The sequence below is a fragment of the Rhodovibrio sodomensis genome (genome assembly GCF_016583645.1).
Lineage (GTDB): Bacteria > Pseudomonadota > Alphaproteobacteria > Kiloniellales > Rhodovibrionaceae > Rhodovibrio > Rhodovibrio sodomensis.
This window is the reverse complement of the sequence record NZ_NRRL01000091.1, coordinates 1-16,937: the sequence shown is the minus strand read 5'-3', so window position 1 is coordinate 16,937 and position 16,937 is coordinate 1. Positions and strand designations below refer to the sequence as shown.

The 16,937-nt window shown below is 69.2% G+C and carries 12 protein-coding genes and 1 pseudogene; 8 read left to right on the top strand and 5 right to left on the bottom strand.

The window, feature by feature from the left end; genetic code table 11:
- Window positions 1–371 (bottom strand): hypothetical protein (locus CKO28_RS20825; RefSeq protein WP_200342746.1); only part of this gene is annotated, 371 nt, incomplete at its 3' end.
- Between the two features lie 770 nt (window positions 372–1,141).
- Between CKO28_RS20825 and CKO28_RS20820 the strand changes: the two genes are divergently transcribed.
- Window positions 1,142–1,576 carry a hypothetical protein gene (locus tag CKO28_RS20820; RefSeq protein ID WP_200342745.1) on the top strand — a complete coding sequence of 145 codons (435 nt, stop codon included), beginning with the start codon at window positions 1,142–1,144 and terminating at the stop codon, window positions 1,574–1,576.
- A 337-nt stretch (window positions 1,577–1,913) separates the two neighbouring features.
- The gene (locus CKO28_RS20815) at window positions 1,914–2,222 is read left to right on the top strand and encodes a DUF6916 family protein (protein WP_200342744.1); all 309 of its coding nucleotides are present in this window, start codon (window positions 1,914–1,916) and stop codon (window positions 2,220–2,222) included.
- 117 nt (window positions 2,223–2,339) lie between these two features.
- Here CKO28_RS20815 and CKO28_RS20810 read toward each other — a convergent pair whose 3' ends face one another.
- From CKO28_RS20810 to CKO28_RS20795, 4 genes are all read right to left on the bottom strand, one after another.
- Complete coding sequence (locus tag CKO28_RS20810; protein WP_200342743.1) at window positions 2,340–2,885, bottom strand: phage tail protein; 546 nt, start codon at window positions 2,883–2,885, stop codon at window positions 2,340–2,342.
- Between the two features lie 16 nt (window positions 2,886–2,901).
- The gene (locus CKO28_RS20805) at window positions 2,902–3,432 is read right to left on the bottom strand and encodes a phage tail protein (protein ID WP_200342742.1); all 531 of its coding nucleotides are present in this window, start codon (window positions 3,430–3,432) and stop codon (window positions 2,902–2,904) included.
- Between the two features lie 44 nt (window positions 3,433–3,476).
- Window positions 3,477–3,983 (bottom strand): phage tail protein, encoded by a 507-nt coding sequence (locus tag CKO28_RS20800; protein WP_200342741.1) that lies wholly within the window; start codon window positions 3,981–3,983, stop codon window positions 3,477–3,479.
- Window positions 3,984–4,222: 239 nt separating this feature from the next.
- On the bottom strand, window positions 4,223–4,699 hold the full coding sequence (locus CKO28_RS20795; protein WP_200342740.1) for a GNAT family N-acetyltransferase: 477 nt from the start codon (window positions 4,697–4,699) through the stop codon (window positions 4,223–4,225).
- Between the two features lie 264 nt (window positions 4,700–4,963).
- On the opposite strand from CKO28_RS20795, the gene CKO28_RS20790 reads away from it, so the two are divergent.
- The 6 genes and pseudogenes from CKO28_RS20790 to CKO28_RS20765 all read left to right on the top strand — a co-directional run.
- Complete coding sequence (locus CKO28_RS20790; RefSeq protein WP_200342739.1) at window positions 4,964–5,815, top strand: sulfotransferase family protein; 852 nt, start codon at window positions 4,964–4,966, stop codon at window positions 5,813–5,815.
- A gap of 186 nt (window positions 5,816–6,001) precedes the next feature.
- The gene (locus CKO28_RS20785; RefSeq protein WP_200342738.1) at window positions 6,002–6,877 is read left to right on the top strand and encodes a DUF4347 domain-containing protein; all 876 of its coding nucleotides are present in this window, start codon (window positions 6,002–6,004) and stop codon (window positions 6,875–6,877) included.
- Between the two features lie 468 nt (window positions 6,878–7,345).
- Window positions 7,346–13,057, top strand: coding sequence for a beta strand repeat-containing protein (locus CKO28_RS20780; RefSeq protein WP_200342737.1), 5,712 nt, complete (start codon window positions 7,346–7,348; stop codon window positions 13,055–13,057).
- 350 nt (window positions 13,058–13,407) lie between these two features.
- Complete coding sequence (locus tag CKO28_RS20775; RefSeq protein WP_200342736.1) at window positions 13,408–14,949, top strand: TolC family protein; 1,542 nt, start codon at window positions 13,408–13,410, stop codon at window positions 14,947–14,949.
- A 511-nt stretch (window positions 14,950–15,460) separates the two neighbouring features.
- Window positions 15,461–16,360, top strand: coding sequence for an efflux RND transporter periplasmic adaptor subunit (locus CKO28_RS20770; protein ID WP_200342735.1), 900 nt, complete (start codon window positions 15,461–15,463; stop codon window positions 16,358–16,360).
- 6 nt (window positions 16,361–16,366) lie between these two features.
- Window positions 16,367–16,937: pseudogene (locus CKO28_RS20765) on the top strand (efflux RND transporter periplasmic adaptor subunit); the annotation flags it as partial.

Sequence of the window (16,937 nt, the reverse complement as noted above, 5' to 3'; positions counted from 1 at the left end):
GCATCCGGGGTCGCCGGGGCGTCGTCGTTCGCGTCCGGTGCCGCGGTCCCGGCCCGTGCGGCGGCGGCGCGGGCGTCGGCCCAGGCGAAGCGCCAGACCTCGTGCAGCACCACCACCCCGCGCGCGTCGCGGTCGACGGCGAAGAGCGTCAGCGACGGCGTCGGCAGGCCGGCCGCGGCCGGGCCGGGCAACGCGCCGGTGTGGCGGACCAGCAGCAGGTCGCCCAGCTTCAGGTGATGGCTGAACGCCTGGAAGTAGCCGGGTGCGCGCACCGGGTCCGGATCGTTGCGGGTGGCGTAGCCCCAGAGGGTCAGGCCGTGCTCGCTGGGCAGCTCGGTGATCGGCTGGAAGTGGCTGTTGGCATGCGGCATGGAAACGCTCCGTAGATCGCGTGAGGGGTCGGCGCGGGCATCGGCCAAGCCGGCGGCCGCGCGGTTCGAACGTCGCCGCGCCATCCGGGCCGCGGCGCGGCGCCCCGGTGTTCGCGTTACGTTCTTGCCATTTTCCGCAATCTAGGAATTTAATCAATTGCGGAATCCGCGTGCGCCGCGGCAGCCAATACCGCCTTTGCGCGAAACCCGGCCGCGCCGGGCACCGCACCGGCGCCCACCCGCGCGCCGCCTGCCGCGCGCCGCCTGCCCCGTGCCGCCTGCCGCGTGCCGCCCGCTGCCGGCACCGCTCGCGGCCGAGATCGCCCGCGCCCGAAACAGCCCGCGCCCGCACCGCTTGGGGCTGGCTCCGGCGCGCCCCGGGCCGCGCCGGGTACCGCGCGATCTGACGGATTGCCAGAGCCCAGCCGCCACCGCCGGACGGCCCGCCGCCTGACGGCCCGCCGCTTACGGCGCGGGCGTTCCGGGTCTCCGCGCGAACCGGGATCCGGGCGATGCAACGAACGGGCGTGACCTTTGGCGAAATTGGGGTATCCTGGGGGCGAAACGTCAGGGCAAAATCGATGAAGGTCTGGTCGACCTGCATCGTGAATTTTGCTCTAACTGCTTGAAGGAAGAGCAAGATTCAGCTGAAAGGTGGCTTTACCTTTCAGCATCTTGCTCTAGCCGCGCCCGCGCACGCGCCGGCGCGTCACGTCCGCCGCGCTTCCGGAGCCTCCGGGCCCGCGGCCACCATCTTGGGGGAGTGAGCCATGGATCGACGCAGCTTCGTCTTCGCCGGCGCCGGCAGCGCCGCCGCGATCACCCTGTCCGGCCCGGCGATCGCCGGGCTGGGCGGCACGTCCGGGGCCGAGGGGCCGCGCACGCCCGGCCTGCTGGCGCGCCGGCTGGCCAAGAAGGGCGGCGCCGGGCGCACGGTCACGCTGACCGGCTGGGCGACCCCGGCGGCCGAGGGGCCCGGCCACTACCTGGTGCTGGGCGAGGACGGCCCGGTCGCCGACCTCGCCTGCGAGACCCCGCAGGCCTGGCCGCAGCGCGCGGTGCGCGTCTACCCGACCAACGGCGCGGCCGCCGGCCTCAACGGCCCGGTCAAGGTGACCGGCCAGCTCTACACCGGCGGCTTCCACGATCGGCCGACCGGCCGTGCGGCGAGCCGGGTCATGGTGGGCGCGGTCACCGCCGGGTAAGGGCAAGATGCTGCAAGGTGGGCCGGGCCGAGCCTGTTCGGCACGCCGGGCGCCCGCAGCCTTGGACAAAACGCTGGCAGGCGGCATCGCCTTCCGGCGTTTTGTCTGTTCGTTGGAACGTTAGCGCGGCATCCGGCTTGAGGGTCGTTTCGGACCTCAAGCGTGAGCCCGGCTCATCGAGGATACCGCGCCCTTTTGGCAACACCGAGCGCACCGCGAAAACGTGACTAAGCGGCGCACCCCCTGCGGGCATGCGCGAGGCGCGAAGACCGTCCTTGCGGGCTCGCGTCGCAGCGGGTAGTCCGATAGCGGCACACGCGGAAACGGGAGGGGCACGATGCTGGAGTCGCTCGGGGGGCGGGATTTCGAGCGCTACGTCAACCAGACGTTCACGCTGTCCACTGCGGAAGAGAGCTTCGAGGCCGAGCTGATCGAGGTCGACGAGAGCCCCCGGCCGCGCGGCGGGCGCGAGGGCGAGGGGGTGCCCTGGGCGTTTAGCCTGACGTTCGCCGCGCCCCCGGCGACGGAGGCCGGGCAGCAGACCTTTGCCGTCTCGCACCCTGAAATTGGGACGCTGGAACTATTCGTAGTGCCGCATGGCCCACAGGACGACGGTCGGCGGGTCTATATCGCTGTGCTGAACTAGGACGACATCGCTGAAGGTCCGCTCGACCTTCAGCGTCAATTTCGCGCTCCCACCAACCGCGGCGCGGGCGGCCGGCGGCCGAGCCCGACGACCCCGGGCCCGGCCGCCAGTGCGTCGTTAATTATGCGACGGGTAAACGCCGAACAGCGAGATACAGAACTGGATCCCCAGGTACGGCTGCATGTTCTGGTGCGCCTGGCTGCCGCCGGCGGTGCCCAGCGCCTGCGAAGCCATCTGACCTCCGCTCGTCGAAGTGCTGTACATCGCTACCGCGTCAAACCGGCCGCCCCGCCCCGACTTCCCAGCATCTGCAAGGTAATGACCGGAAGGTGCATCCTGGTCGGCCTGCGTAGGCGCGACCCGCACGCTATGGTTGTGAGTAGGCATCTGAGACTCGGTCAGCGTCACGTCGGCGACGCCGAGCCGCTGCCCCTGGGTGCGCGGGGTCAGGCCGGGTCCGCGCCCATGGTGGATTGGTGCGCGGCCCCGCATGTCCGGCAGGGCGAAGGTGCTGCGACCATCCCCGCCGTACATCGTGCCGAGGATCGAGAACAGCGCTGTGTTCTGTGAAATCGGCAATAACTGACCTTGACAGGCGGACCAACCGCGCGGCGCGAAGGTGTAGGGAAGGATCCGGATCTCTCCGACGTAGGGATCGCTCATGCTGGCCTCCTGCGAATTAACTGCGTGACGGGAAGAGGCCCTGCAACGCGATCTGGAAGTTGATCACGAGGCTTGGCATCATATTGGTGTGCGACTGACTGCCGCCGGTCCGCTGGACGGCCGCAGACGACATGTTCGCTGTGGGCGATTGGTCTGAAAACTGACTGACCGCATTGCCATCGGCGGTGCCCGGCGCCAGCAAACGGTTCGTGGGATCTGGCGAGTCCGCCGAGCCGCTGTTAGCCATGGCGGCATGGGTGTGCGACGGAAGTTGGTTCACCGTCAGCGTGACGTCTTCTACGCCGAAGCGGCTGCCCAACGGGTACGGCGTCAAGCCCGGGCCCTGACCCTGGGCGGTCGGCACGCGCCCGCGTAGGTCGGGCAGCCCGAAGGAGGTGCGCCCGTCGCCGCCGTAGGTCGTCCCGAGCAGCGAGAACAACGCTTGGTTCTGGGAGATCGGGAGCAACTGGCCGTCGCAATTGGCATATTGTCGGATGGAATAATTGCCGCCGAACATGATGATCTGGGAGATGTAAGGTTCCGCCATGGGATCTCTCTCCTAACCTGCGGCCGCGTGGCCGGCACGGGGGGTCAGTTGCGCGACGGATAAATGCCCTGCAGCGCGATGGTGAACGTCAGGGCGATCGTGGGCTGGCGGTTCTCGTGCGCCTGGCTCCCGCCGATGTTGCCCACGCTACTCGCCGACAGGGAAACGAGATTGCCTGGACTGGCGTAGGTGCTCGCACCGTCCGCGCCGGCAAACACGTGATTGGCCGGCTGGTTGGTCCCCCCGGTGGCCGACACTGCGGTCACGCCGTGGGAATGCCGCGGCATCTGGGAATCACTCAGCGTCACCGTCTGCTGGCCGCCCGCCTGGCCCTGCTGCTGGATACTGCCGCCCGGATGCATGGGCACCCGGCCACGCAGGTCCGGAACCTGGAAGGTGCTCGTCCCGTTGCCGCCAAACTGGGTTCCGAGCAGGGAAAACAACGCACTATACTGCTGGATCGAGAGCGTGCCGCCGTTGCAGAACATCCATTGCCTGGGCGCGAAGTCGAGCCCCCAGATTTTCACTTCACCGAGAAACGGTTCCGACATTTCCAACTCCTTAACCTTCACGCGCGCCCGGCGGCACGCGTCGTGTGGGACTCCTACCCGGCATGACCTGCCAGCAGCTGCCGGCCTGCCGTCCCCCCGTGGGCGCCGGGCGTCCGCGCCTCTTAGAGCGAAATGCCATCAGGCCGAATCCGCTTTCGGGTTGACTCTCGCTCTAACTCTCCTCGATAGAGGCGCAAGAGTCAGCCGGACGGTGGGAAACCGTCCGGCTGACTCTTGCCCTAGCGGCTCGCGCGCGCGGCCACCCCTGTTGCCACGCTTGCCGCGGCCGAACCGTGCAGCGACGGCGGGCACCACTGCAGACCGAGGTGCATCGGCCCGACGTCCGCACCGCTTGGCTGAAAGCCAAGCCGCCGGTACAGCGCGCGCGCGGGCGCGTTCATCGCGTGAGTGGACAGCGAGACCGGCGCAGGGATCGCCGCCGCCACCTGCTGCAGCGCTTGCAGCACGGTGGTTCCGATCGCCTTGCCCTGTGCCTCCGGCAATATCGCAAGGTCGACGACGTAGACGTCCTGGCTAAAGTCCAGCAGCAGTCGGCCGCACGCCGTCCCGGTCTTTTCGATCACGAAGGCCTGGGCGTAAGGAAACCGGGCTTCATAGTCGGCCGCCTGGGCACGATACTGCTGCTCGATCAATGTGCGGACGAATTCGTCCGTGCCGTTGACCAGCCACAAATCCCAGCGGCGCGCTTCGTACAACCGCTGCTCGAACGCGCCACCCCCTGCCCCGGCAGGCCGCAACGAAACACCATTCGGCAAATTCGCCCGACCGAGCATCCCCGCCCCCGCTCGATTGATTCCTTCTCAAGGATATACACGCAAGGTTTACGCCTATCAATCGTCAAGTGCATAAGCGCGCGCAAAAGGCGTACCAACGACGGCAACGAACGCTTGCACAACAGGCGCAGGACCGGTTTCCATACGCGCCTGTTGTTTCCAACCACGTCGACCGTTGTGTCCGCCATGACCGCCCAGTTCCATTTCATCGCCGGCTTGCCCCGATCGGGCTCCACGCTGCTGGGCGCGCTGCTGCGCCAGAACCCGGCGTTCCATGCGGGCATGACCAGCCCGGTCGGCAGCCTGGTCGGCGCCAGTGTGGAATTGATGAGCGCCGGCCGGGAGGCCGCGCACTTGGTCACCACCGAGCAGAAGCGCACGGTCGTCCGCGGCCTGTTCGACAGCTATTACGCAGATCTCGCCGCCAAGCGGGTGATCTTCGACACCAACAGGCGCTGGACGGCGCAGATGCCGCTGCTGGTCGACCTTTTCCCGGACTGCCGGGTGATCGCGTGCGTGCGCGACGTCCCCTGGGTGATGGACTCGATCGAACGGCTGGTGCGCAAGAACCCCTACGAGAACACCCGCCTGTTCGGGTCTGGGGACCGCGGGACGGTGTACAGCCGCACGGAAGCGCTGGCGCGTGCCAACGGCCTGGTCGGCAGCGCCTGGACGGCGCTCAAGGACGGTTTCTACGGCGAGCAGTCGGAGCGCCTGCTGGTGGTCGAGTACGACCTGCTGGCCCGCAAGCCGCTGGATGTGCTGAAAATGATCTACGAGTTCATCGGTGAGCCCAGGTGGGACGGCCACGACCCCGAGAACGTCGAATACGACGCCCCCGATTTCGACCAGGCGCTCGGCGTGGACGGGCTGCACCGGGTGCGCCCGCAGGTCCGCTTCGAGCCGCGCCGGACCATCCTGCCCCCAGACGTGTTCGCCAAGTACCAGGAAATGACCTTTTGGCGGGAACGCGCGGGCACCGCCGCCAGCGTCGTCACCGCGAGCCGGAAGGACGGCGGGACCGCCGACGGCGCCTGAGACAACGCCCGCCCGACGACCCGCGGGCGGCCGAAACCCGACTGCACCAATAACGCGTCGCTACGCGCCCACCTACAATAGCCGGTTTTATTTCCGCGCCGTTCGGGGTAGCGTCGTCGCCTGGGGCTTAACGAGGTGTTGAGCCCGCCGGCATGATCGGCGGGCAGGTCAAGGGACGGGTCGGCGATGAAAAAGGTGATTCAGGGGCCGCTGTTCGAGCAGGCCGGCGTGCGCGGTGGGGCGGCTAAGACAAGGCGGGCATCCAAGGCCAAGATGCGTACGCAGGACGCCGAGGCGCTCCTGGCGCTCGCGCTGGAGCCGCGGCTGCTGCTGGACGCCGCCGCCGTCGCGACCGGGGCGGAAACGGCTGAGACGGCGGAGACCGCCGAGACGTCGGGCGCGACCCCGGATGGCGCCGACGCCGCCGACCCGAAGACCGCGGACGACGACCTCGCCGCCGCGACGCTCTCCGATACCGACGCCCACGCCGATACGGTGGTGTTCGTCGACACCGGGGTGGAGGGTTGGCAGACCCTCGCCGACGGCGTCGACCCCGACGCCCAGCTCGCGCTAGTTGGGCCGAACGAGGACGGCATGCGCGTCATGGCCGACACGCTGGCCGGGCGCAGCGAGGTGCAGTCAGTGCATGTGCTGGGCCACGGCGGTGTCGGCGCGTTCACGCTCGGGAACGCGCGCTTGAATTCGGAGAGCCTTGACGACTACGCCGCCGAACTCGCGATGATCGAGACCGCGCTGAGCCCGACGGCCGATCTGCTGCTCTACAGCTGTTACGTCGGCGCGGATGGGGACGGGCAAGCTTTTCTCGATGCCCTGGCTGCGTCGACGGGCGCGGATGTCGCAGCTTCCTCGGACGCCACGGGTGCGGACGCCCTGGGCGGCAACTGGACCCTCGAAGTGACAACCGGCGACATCGAGGCGGACCCAGCAGTCGACAGCGTGGCGCGGGGCAATTTTGACAGTCTCCTCGTCAACTTCAGCTTTGACAGCGGAGTTACCGAGCCCAATGCGACCACCCTTCGTCAAGATATCGGTTCTGATTAGGTAACCATCACCACTGATGATGGGGATCTATACGTCCTGGCCTCTTACGCCGGCAACCCGAGCGTGAACTATCAAGTCGGACACGATTACTCATTCGGCACTATTGGCGATAAAATAACCATTACTTTCAACAACAACCAGCTGTTCAACTTGAATAGCTTTTATGTCTATAGTTTCTCGGCCCGAACAGTCGTTGTGGAAGGGTTTCATTCTGGTAGTGGATCTCAAACCCAAACAATTCCGCTGGGGTCAGAAGGAAGCTATCTCGATAACAATGGTATAAGCGGGGTTTACGGCGGCTTCACGCGGGTCGAGTTCACGAACCAGGGCGGCGGCGATATTGACATCTTCCTGGATAATATCGACATAACCCAGGCCAACGCCGCACCGTCCGTCGGCGGCACCGTCGGGGGGACGCCGTTCCTCGAGGACGCTGGCGCGGTCGATCTCGTAACGTCGGGCGAAAGCGTGACCGACGGCGACAGCACGGACTTCAACACGGGCTTCATCGAGGTCACGCTGGACGCCTACCAGACCGGCGACACGCTGAGCGTCAACGGCGCCCTGCCGACCGGCGCCACCATCGACGGCACCAGCGACGGCAACGGCACGGCGCTGCGGATCAACTTCGACAGCAACATCTCACCAGCCGACGCCCAGGCGATCCTGGGCCAGCTGCAGTTCAACAACGCCACCGACGATCCGACCGCCGGCGGCACCGACGCGGACCGCGCGGTCACCATCACCGTCGACGACGGCGACGGCGGCAGCAGCCAGATCTCCGGGACGCTCGCGATCAACGCCGTTAACGACGCGCCCACGCTTACGGCGACCGCCGTCAGTCCGACCTATACCGAGGGCGGCGGCAATGCCAACCTGTTCTCCAGCCCCTCGGCCTCCACGGTGGAGAGCCTCCAAAACTTCTCTGCCATCACGCTCACCGTCTCCAACGTGACCGAGGGCGCGAGCGAAATCCTCAGCATCGACAGCACCGACGTCGCGCTCAACAACGGCAACAGCGTGGGCGTCGCCGGCGGCACGGCCGGTGTCGGCGTGTCCGGCAGCACGGCGACCGTGACCGTGAGCGGCCTCAACCTGACGTCCGCCGCGTTCCAAACGCTTGTCGACGGCCTTGGCTATCGCAACACCAGCCAGGACCCGACCAACGCCAACCGTGTGGTCACCATCACCTCGATCCGTGACGACGGCGGGACCGCCAACAGCGGCGCCGACACCGCGACGCCAAACATCCAGTCCACAGTCACCGTAAATCCGCTCAACGACGAGCCGACGCTGACCGCGACCAGCAGCAACCCGATCTTCACCGAGGGCGACGGCAACGCGGGCCTGTTCACGGGCGCCGCGGCGTCGACGGTGGAAAGCGGCCAGACCTTCAGTTCCCTGACCCTGACGGTCTCCAACGTGACCGAGGGGGCGGCGGAGATCCTGAACATCGGCGGAACCGACCTCGCGCTGACGAACACGAACAGCGCCGGCGTGTCCGGCGGAACGGCAACGGTCGCTCTGGCGGGCAGTACTGCGACCGTGACCCTGACAGGCGTAACGCTGGATGCCGCGACGCTGCAGACCCTAGTCAACGGCCTGGGCTACCGTAACACTAGCGAGGCGCCGACCGATGCCAACCGGGTGGTGACGCTGACCGGCCTGACCGACAACGGCTCGAACACCGGCGGCAACGACAACAACGCGACGCTGTTGATCGCTTCGACCGTGGACGTCAACGCGGTCAACGACGACCCAACCCTGACCGGCCAGCCCGGTACGGTCAGTTTCACCGAGGATACGGCCGGCAACCTGGACCTGTCGGCCGCGAACTTCGGCGACGTCGATTCCGGCAACAGCAACGTCACGCTGACCCTGGCGGCAGGTGCCGGCACAATGGCGTCGACGAGCGGCGGCAGCGTCAGCATCGGCGGCAGCGGCAGCGGCACACTGACGCTGACGGGCACGGCGACGGCCATCGACACCTACCTCGACACCGCCAGCGCCATCCAGTACACGCCGGCCGCCGACGCCAACGGCAGCCCGGCGACGACGATCGCCGTCAGCGCCGACGACGGTGGCAACACCGGAACCGGCGGCGGCACTCCGGTCAACCTCGGCACCATCAACCTCAACGTCGCGGCCGTGAACGACGACCCGACCTTCGTCGGCCTGCCGGCCGGCATCACGGTGACGGAGGACGTGGCGAGCGACGTTGACCTGTCCGGGGCGACCTTCGGCGACGTCGATTCCGGCGGTGCCGACGTAACCCTGACGCTGTCGGTCGGCGCCGGCACGTTGACGGCAACCGGCAGTGGCGGGGTCGGCGTCGGCGGCAGCGGCGGCGCGACATTGTCACTAACCGGGACGGCGGCGGAGATCGAGACCTTCCTCAACACCGCCAACAACGTCCAGTACACCACGCCAACCAACGCTAACGGGGCGCCCGTCACCACGCTGACGCTGACCGCCGACGACGATGGCAACACCGGAACCGGCGGCGGTGGGCCCGTTGCCCTCGGTACCGTCAACATCAACGCCACCGCCGTAAACGACGCGCCGGTGCTGAACAACCTGAACGCCACGCCAGTCTTCACCGAGGGCGGCTCGGCGGTGCAGCTGGACGGCGACGTGACGGTGTCCGATGTCGAACTGGACGCCGCTGACAACTACGACGGGGCCAACCTGTTCATCCAGCGCAGCGGCGGGGCCGACGCGAACGACGCTTTGTCGCTGGTCTTCGGCGCTGGCAGCAGTCTCTCCGTATCGGGCACCGATCTTAACGACGGTGCGACCCTAGTCGGGTCCGTCGTGACCGGTACCGGTAACATCACGATCACGTTCTTCGATGTCGGCGCAACACCTACGGGCGCGCTAGTAAACGAGGTGCTGCAGGCTGTCCACTACGAGAACACTGCAGGCGATCCGGCCGGCAGCGTCACGCTCAACTGGACGTTCCAGGACGGCAACAGCGCCGACACCCAGGGTATCGGCGCCAACCCGGGCCAAGCGACCGGCGCACTGACCGTCTCGATCACCGGCGTGAACGATGAACCGACCCTGACCGCCGCCGGCCAGAACCCGCCGTTCACGGAGGGCGACGGGGCGCCGGGGGCGGACCTGTTCTCAGGCGCTACTGCCTCCACGGTGGAGAGCGCGCAGAGCGTCACCGGGCTCACCCTGACGATTACCAACGTCGCCGACGGCGCGGCCGAGATCCTGCGGTTCGACGGCTCCGACGTGGCACTGACAGACGGGACCAGCGTCAACTCGACCGCGACCAACGGACTGACAGTAAACGTGGATGTGGACGGTAGCGGCACCGCGACCGTCAGCTTCTCGGGCGCCAACCTGTCCGAGGCACAACTGCAAACCCTGGTCGACGACCTCGCCTACCGCAACACCAGCGACGATCCCACAACGGCTTCGGACCGGGTGGTGACGATCACCCAGCTGGTCGACAACGGATCCGATGCGGGCGCGAACGACAACACGGCCACGCCCAACCTCACCTCGACGGTGTCCCTGACGCCGGTCAACGACCCACCGGTGATCGGCGACCTGTTCGGCGAGACCAGCGGGATCGTCGCCGGCGGCGGCTTCCAGAACGTCGACGGCTTCGACGATACGGCCGTCAGCAACCCGGACAGCGCCGACTACGACGGCGGGACGCTGACGATCGCCCAGAGCGCCGGCACCCCCAACGGCTCCTGGGGCCTGGACGGCACCACCGCAACCGCGAACGGCGACGGCACGATCACGGCCGGCGAGACGATCGCCGTCGGCGCCCAGGCGATCGGAATGGTCACGACCGACGGCCAGAGCGGCAGCGACCTGGTCATCACCTTCGACGCCGACGCCACCTCCGCCCGTATCCAGACGCTGCTGCAGAACCTGACCTATTCCGCGCCCTCCGGCCTGGGCCTACGCGACTTCACGCTGACGCTGAACGACGACGACGGCAGCGCGAACGCGGGCGACGAGACCGCGTCGGACACCTTCACCATCGACGTCACCCCGAACCCGCCGGTCGTCGGCAACCTGGACGGCGACAGCGTCAACGCGGCGTTCCTCGAGGTGGTGGACGTGGACGCGGGGGCCGCCGCGACCGTCAACGATCCCGACAGCGCGGACTTCGACGGGGGCAACCTGACGATCGCGCGCCAGAACACCGCCCTGGAGGGCGGCTTCGGGGTCAGCGGCACCGTCCTGGCGGGCGGCAACACCAGCATTTCGGTCAACGAGACGATCACCGTCGGCGGGACGGCGATCGGCACGGTCGGCGGCGTCGGCAACAACGGCCAGAACGACAACAACCTGGTGATCACGTTCAACGACAGCGCCACGCCGGCCCGGATTCAGGAGCTGATCCAGTCGCTGACCTACCGCTCGGGCGGCAATCCGACGTTCGCCGGGGCGCACGTCTTCAACCTGACGCTGACCGACGCGGGAACCGCCGCCGCCACCTCGACGCCAGTGTCCTTCACCGTCAACGTCGACGCCCCGCCGGTGAACACCGTGCCGGGGACGCAGACGGCGACCGACGGGCAGGCGCTCGCGCTGACCGGCATCTCGGTCGCCGATGCGGACAGCGGCAGCGTGACCACGACCGTGTCGGTTTCCGGCACGGCCGTCGGCACCTTCCAGGCGACCGCCAGCGGCGGCGCGACGGTGACTGGCGGCGGGTCGAATTCGATCCAGATCGCGGGCACGCCCGCCGACGTCAACACCACGCTGGCCAGCCTGACCTTCACGCCGGCGGTCGACACCACCGGCGCGAAGACGATCACGGTCACCACCAGCGACGGCTCCAGCTCGACCGGCGGCCCCAACACCGACAGCGACACGATCACGGTCAACGTCTCCGACCGGCCCACGCTGGGCAACCTGGACGGCGACACCGTCACCTACACCGAACAGGGCGGCCCGGTGGCGCTCGACGCGGGCGGCAACCTGACGCTGGCCGACACCGACAGCGCCAACTTCAATGGCGGCAGCCTGACGCTCGCCTACCAGGCCGGGCAGCAGGCGGAGGACCGGCTGACGATCGACACCAGCGGCACGGTCACGCTGTCCGCCGGGCAGACGGCGGGCAGCACGGTCTCCGTCGGCGGCACGGCCGTGGGCACGATCCAGGCCGGCGCCACCGGCGGGTCGGGCGAGGGCCTGACGATCGACCTGGCCGCCGGGGCGACGCCGAGCAGCATCGCCACGCTGCTCGGCGCGATCGGCTACGACAATACCGCCGGCGAAGATCGCACGGCGGGCAACCGAATCGTGCGGGTAACCGTCGACGACGGCACGAGCGCCGGCGCCGGCACGCCGGCCGACGTGACCGTCGAGGTACCCGCCGAGGCGGAGGAGGATGGCGTCGCCCCGACGGTGCGGAACCTGGACCGCGGACCGGTGCGGGTGACGGTGGTCGGTGTCGGCGGCGACACCGTGCTGGTCGCCAGCAGCGGCGTGGTCAGCGGCAACGCGCTGGCGGCGATCCTGGGCACGTTCGACCGCGGCAACTCGCCGCTCGCCCAGGCGTTCCGGGAGGCGGCCGCCAACGTGTCCGGCGATCCCAGCCGGACGCTGCAGACGGCCATCGGCGACCCGACCACGCGCGGCGCGCTGGCGGACATCGAGGCGCTGGGCGGGGAGACGCTGATCTATCAGAACGGCCAGTGGCAGCCGCTCGATCTGGAGGCGCTCCTGCTGCTGTCCCAGGCGTCGGACGGCGCGGCCGACCCGGCCGCGGGCGACCTGGTCCAGGCGCCGAGCCCGGCCGGCACCGACGGCGCGGCGGGCCGGACGCCGCAGACCGCGGCGGCCGCGGCGGCCGAACCGGACGGTCCCCAGTCGGACGAGCCCCAGTCGGACGGTCCCCAGTCGGCCGATCGCCGGCCGGACGGTCCTCAGTCGGACGATCGCGGGACGCCGGCCGCGGCGGATACCACGGCCGCCCTGGCCGCCGCCCGGGCGAGCGCCAAGGCGCACTGGCTGGACGCCGCGGTCGCCGCGCTGGCGGACGCCGAGCCGCTGGCGGGGAGCGACGCGCTGGCCGCGCTGCCGCCGGCCACGGCGACCGCCGAGACCGGCGGTTTCAGCGGCCAGCTGCGCGAACGCGCCAGCGCGTTCGACCGCGACGCCGCCGCCCTCGCCAACCGCCTGGCGGAAGCCGCGGCGTAAGGCCGGGATGCCGAACCGTGGACCCAGGGTTCGGCATCCCGGCCTATCTGTTGGCCGGCCTATCTGTTGGAAGGTAGCGCGAAATTCAACTGAAGGCCGGCCCGTGGGTCCCGCCGTGCGCGCGGGCGCAACCGCCCGGGCGATCTGCGCGCAAGTTGCGTCTTCACCCGGGCGGTGCATGACAATCCACCCGCGCATTTTCCAAGGCACTTTCGATAGGCGATTGATTTTTCGGAAGATTGGTGGCACAAGCGAAAGATCACGCCTGTCGGGCGAGTCGGGATCGGGGAGGCACTTTGTTGCGTGTAGGTTGTGCGGGCCGCCGTCGGGGGCTGCGGTCGGGGGTTGCGGTGGCGGTTCTGGGGCTGGGGCTGGGCGCGTGCGCGATCCAGCCGGAGCCGTTGACACGGGATGAGACGCAGGCGCGGATCGAGACCGACCTGCAGGCGATGTTTTCCGAGCAGGAGCCGATCGACGGGCCGCTGACCCTGTACGAGGCGATGGCCCGGGCGGTGATGTACAACCTCGACCACCGGGTCGAGGTGATGAACGAGGCGATCAGCCAGCACCAGCTCGACCTGTCGCGCTACGACCTGCTGCCGCGTGTGGTCGCCGAATCCGGCTACCGCAGGCGGTCCAACGTCAACGCCTCCTCGTCCGAGAACGTGGAGACCGGGGTGCAGTCGCTCGCGCCCTCGACCTCCGAGGAGCGCGACAGCTTCACCGCGGACCTGAACCTGACCTGGAACGTGCTCGACTTCGGGGTCAGCTACTTCACCGCCCAGCAGCAGGCCGACCGGGCGATGATCGCCTACGAGCGCCGGCGCAAGGTGGTCCACGGCATCATCCAGGACGTCCGCGCCGCCTACTGGCGCGCGGTCGCCGCGCAGCGGCTGCAGGCGCGCGTCGGACCGCTGCTCGCGCGGGTCGAGGCGGCGCGCGCGAACTCCGAGCGGATCGAGGAGCTGCGCCTGGACAGCCCGCTCAACGCGCTGAACTATCAGCGCACCGTGCTGGACGCGAAGCGCCAGCTGCAGACGCTGCGCCAGGACCTGGCGCTCGCCAAGATCGAGCTGGCGACGCTGATGAACCTGCCGCCCGACCGCGACTTCGAGCTGGAGATGCCGGCGGACGACGTGGTGCTGGGCCGGCTGGCGCTGCAGCCCGCGGAGCTGGAGCAGCTGGCGCTCGCCTACCGGCCGGAGCTGCGCGAGCAGGACTACCAGTCGCGCGTGTCCGCCACCGAGACGCGCAAGGCGCTGGTGCGCTTCCTGCCCGGCCTGGAGGTGTTCAGCGGGCTGCACTACGACAGCAACGACTTCCTGGTAAACCAGAACTGGGCCGACTACGGTGTCCGGGTGTCCTGGAACCTGCTCAACCTGCTGTCCGCCCCGGCGCGTTTCGAGCAGGCGGAAAGCCAGGAGCAGCTGGTCGCCGCCCGCCGGCAGGCGCTGTCGATGGCGGTGCTGACCCAGCTGTACGTCGCCTACGGCGGCTACCGCCAGGCGGAGGAGCTGTACCGCACCAACCAGGAGGTCGCCGACGTCGAAAAGCGGATCCTGGAGCAGCTGCGCACCAACCAGGCGGCCGCGAACGGCGGCGAGCTGGCGGTGATCCGCGGCGAGCTGAACGCGCTGGTCGCCCAACTGCGTCGCGACCTGGCGTTCGCCCGGGCGCAGAACGCCCTGGGCCAGGTCTATCTGACGGTCGGGGCCGATCCGCTGCCCGAGCAGATCGAGGCGGCCGAGGTCGACGTGGTCGCCGACGCGATCCGCGACACGCTGCGCGGCTGGCAGGACGGCAAGCTGTTCATGCGCTCGACCCTGCTGGAGATCGGCGCCGAGCAGGGCAAGCCGCAGGTCGACGGCCTGTTCGAAGGCGACGCCGGCTAGAGCGAAATGCTTGAAGGCTGAATTTCGCTCTACTCTGTAATGAGGGAGACTTTGGCACGGGCTCGCCAAGCGCCCGTGTGAGGTCCTTCGACACGGACACCTTCGGTGTCCTACTCAGGATGAAGTGTTAGGGTTTTCAATGCGATATAAGCCGCTTCATGCTGAGTAGCCGGCCGCAGGCCGGCGTGTCGAAGCACCCCCACGGCTGCTTATGCCCGTGTCCAAAGGTCTCTTAATGCGAAGGCGAGATTCAGCTAAATGGTGGTTCCAGCATTCGGCATCTTGCCCTGGTTGGCCGGCCGACCCACCCGCACAACTGCCGGCGGCCCACGAGACGGGAACGGCACGGGATCGGCTGACAGGCCGCCCGGGCCGAACCCGATTGCGAACGTCCGGGGCGGCCTATCAGCCGGGCCCGGGTGCGAACGAAAGACGCGTTATGCTTTTCACCCTCCCCCGCGATATCTCCTGCATCCAGGCTTGTAAGCCTGCCGGAACCGGACTTCGGCGGTTGCGCCGCGCGGCGCTGATCGCGCTCGCGACCGGGTTTGTATGCGCCGCCGGCTTCGGCGTGCCGCCGGGCCGGGCCCAGGACGGCACGGCCGCGCGCGACACCGCGCGCGACACCGCGGGCGATGGCGCGGGCGATGCCGCAGGGGCGCGCGCGCTTGCCGGCGACCCGGCGCTGGAGCGGTTGTTCGCCCCCCGAGACGGCGAGGTCGGCGGTGGCCTGGGCGCCTTCGAGGCGCGCGCGCTGATCGAGCCGCGGGCGGAAGCGATCCTGTCCAGCGAGATCGGCGGCCGGATCCTGGACCTGCCGGTCGACGCCGGCGACCGGTTCGCCGCGGGCGACGTGCTGGTCGCGTTCGACTGCAGCTTCCATCAGGCCGAGCTGCGCGCCGCGCGCGCCGAACTGACCCGGGCGCAGCGCACCCTGGACAACAAGGAACAGCTGGCGCGCCTGAACTCGGTCGGCCAGCTGGAGGTCGCGCTCGCCCGCGCGGACGTCGCCAAGGCCGAGGCGCAGGTCCAGACCCGCAAGCTCTACGTCGACCGCTGCACCCTGACCGCGCCCTACGACGGCCGGGTGGTCGAACGCCCGGTCAACGCCCACGAAACCGTCGGCAAGGACCAGGAGCTGATGAGCGTGATCGCCGCCGGCGGCCTCAAGCTCCGGCTGATCGTCCCGTCGCGCTGGCTGGCGTGGCTGCGGACCGGCCAGCGCTTCGAGCTCACAATCGACGAGACCGGCGGGACCCACACGGCCGAAGTGACGACGCTGGGCGCGCGGATCGACCCGGTCAGCCAGACGCTGCCCCTGGAAGGCCGGCTGCTCGACACCGGGACCGGGGCGCCGCGCCTGCTGCCCGGCATGAGCGGCACCGCCCGGTTCGACCCGCCGAACGGCTAGCGTCAGATGCAGGCGACCGATCCCAAGCTCCGCGGCTTCTCCACCTTCCTGCAGTTGGAGCGCGCGGCACGCCACGCCGAAAGCGTCGAGGCGCTGGGCTTCGTCGCGGTCAACGAGACGCGCCGGCTGCTGAACTTCCGGCAGGCCGTGCTGGCCGCCGGCGGGGAGAGCGCACGCCCCCGGGTGCAGGCGGTCTCCGGCGTCTCCGTGCTGGACCGCGACGCGCCGTTCGTGCGCTGGACCGAGGCGCTGCTGGCGGACCTGGCCGGCCAGGCGGACGCGCGCGAGGTCCGCCGGATCGGCCCGGACGCGGTCCCGGCCAAGCGCCGGGCCGGCTGGCACGAGTTCGCCGGCGGGCACGCCCTGTGGGTGCCATTGATCGCGCCCGACGGCGAGTTGCTGGGTATCCTCTGGATGATCCGGGAAGCCGCCTGGAGCGACGGCGACGCCGTGCTCGCCGAGCGGCTGGCGGACTGCTACGCCCACGCCTGGCGCGCGCTTGCCGGGCGCAAGGCGGGCCGGCGCAGGCGGCGCTGGCCGCGGGTCGCCGCCGCGCTCGCGGCGGTCGGGCTGCTGG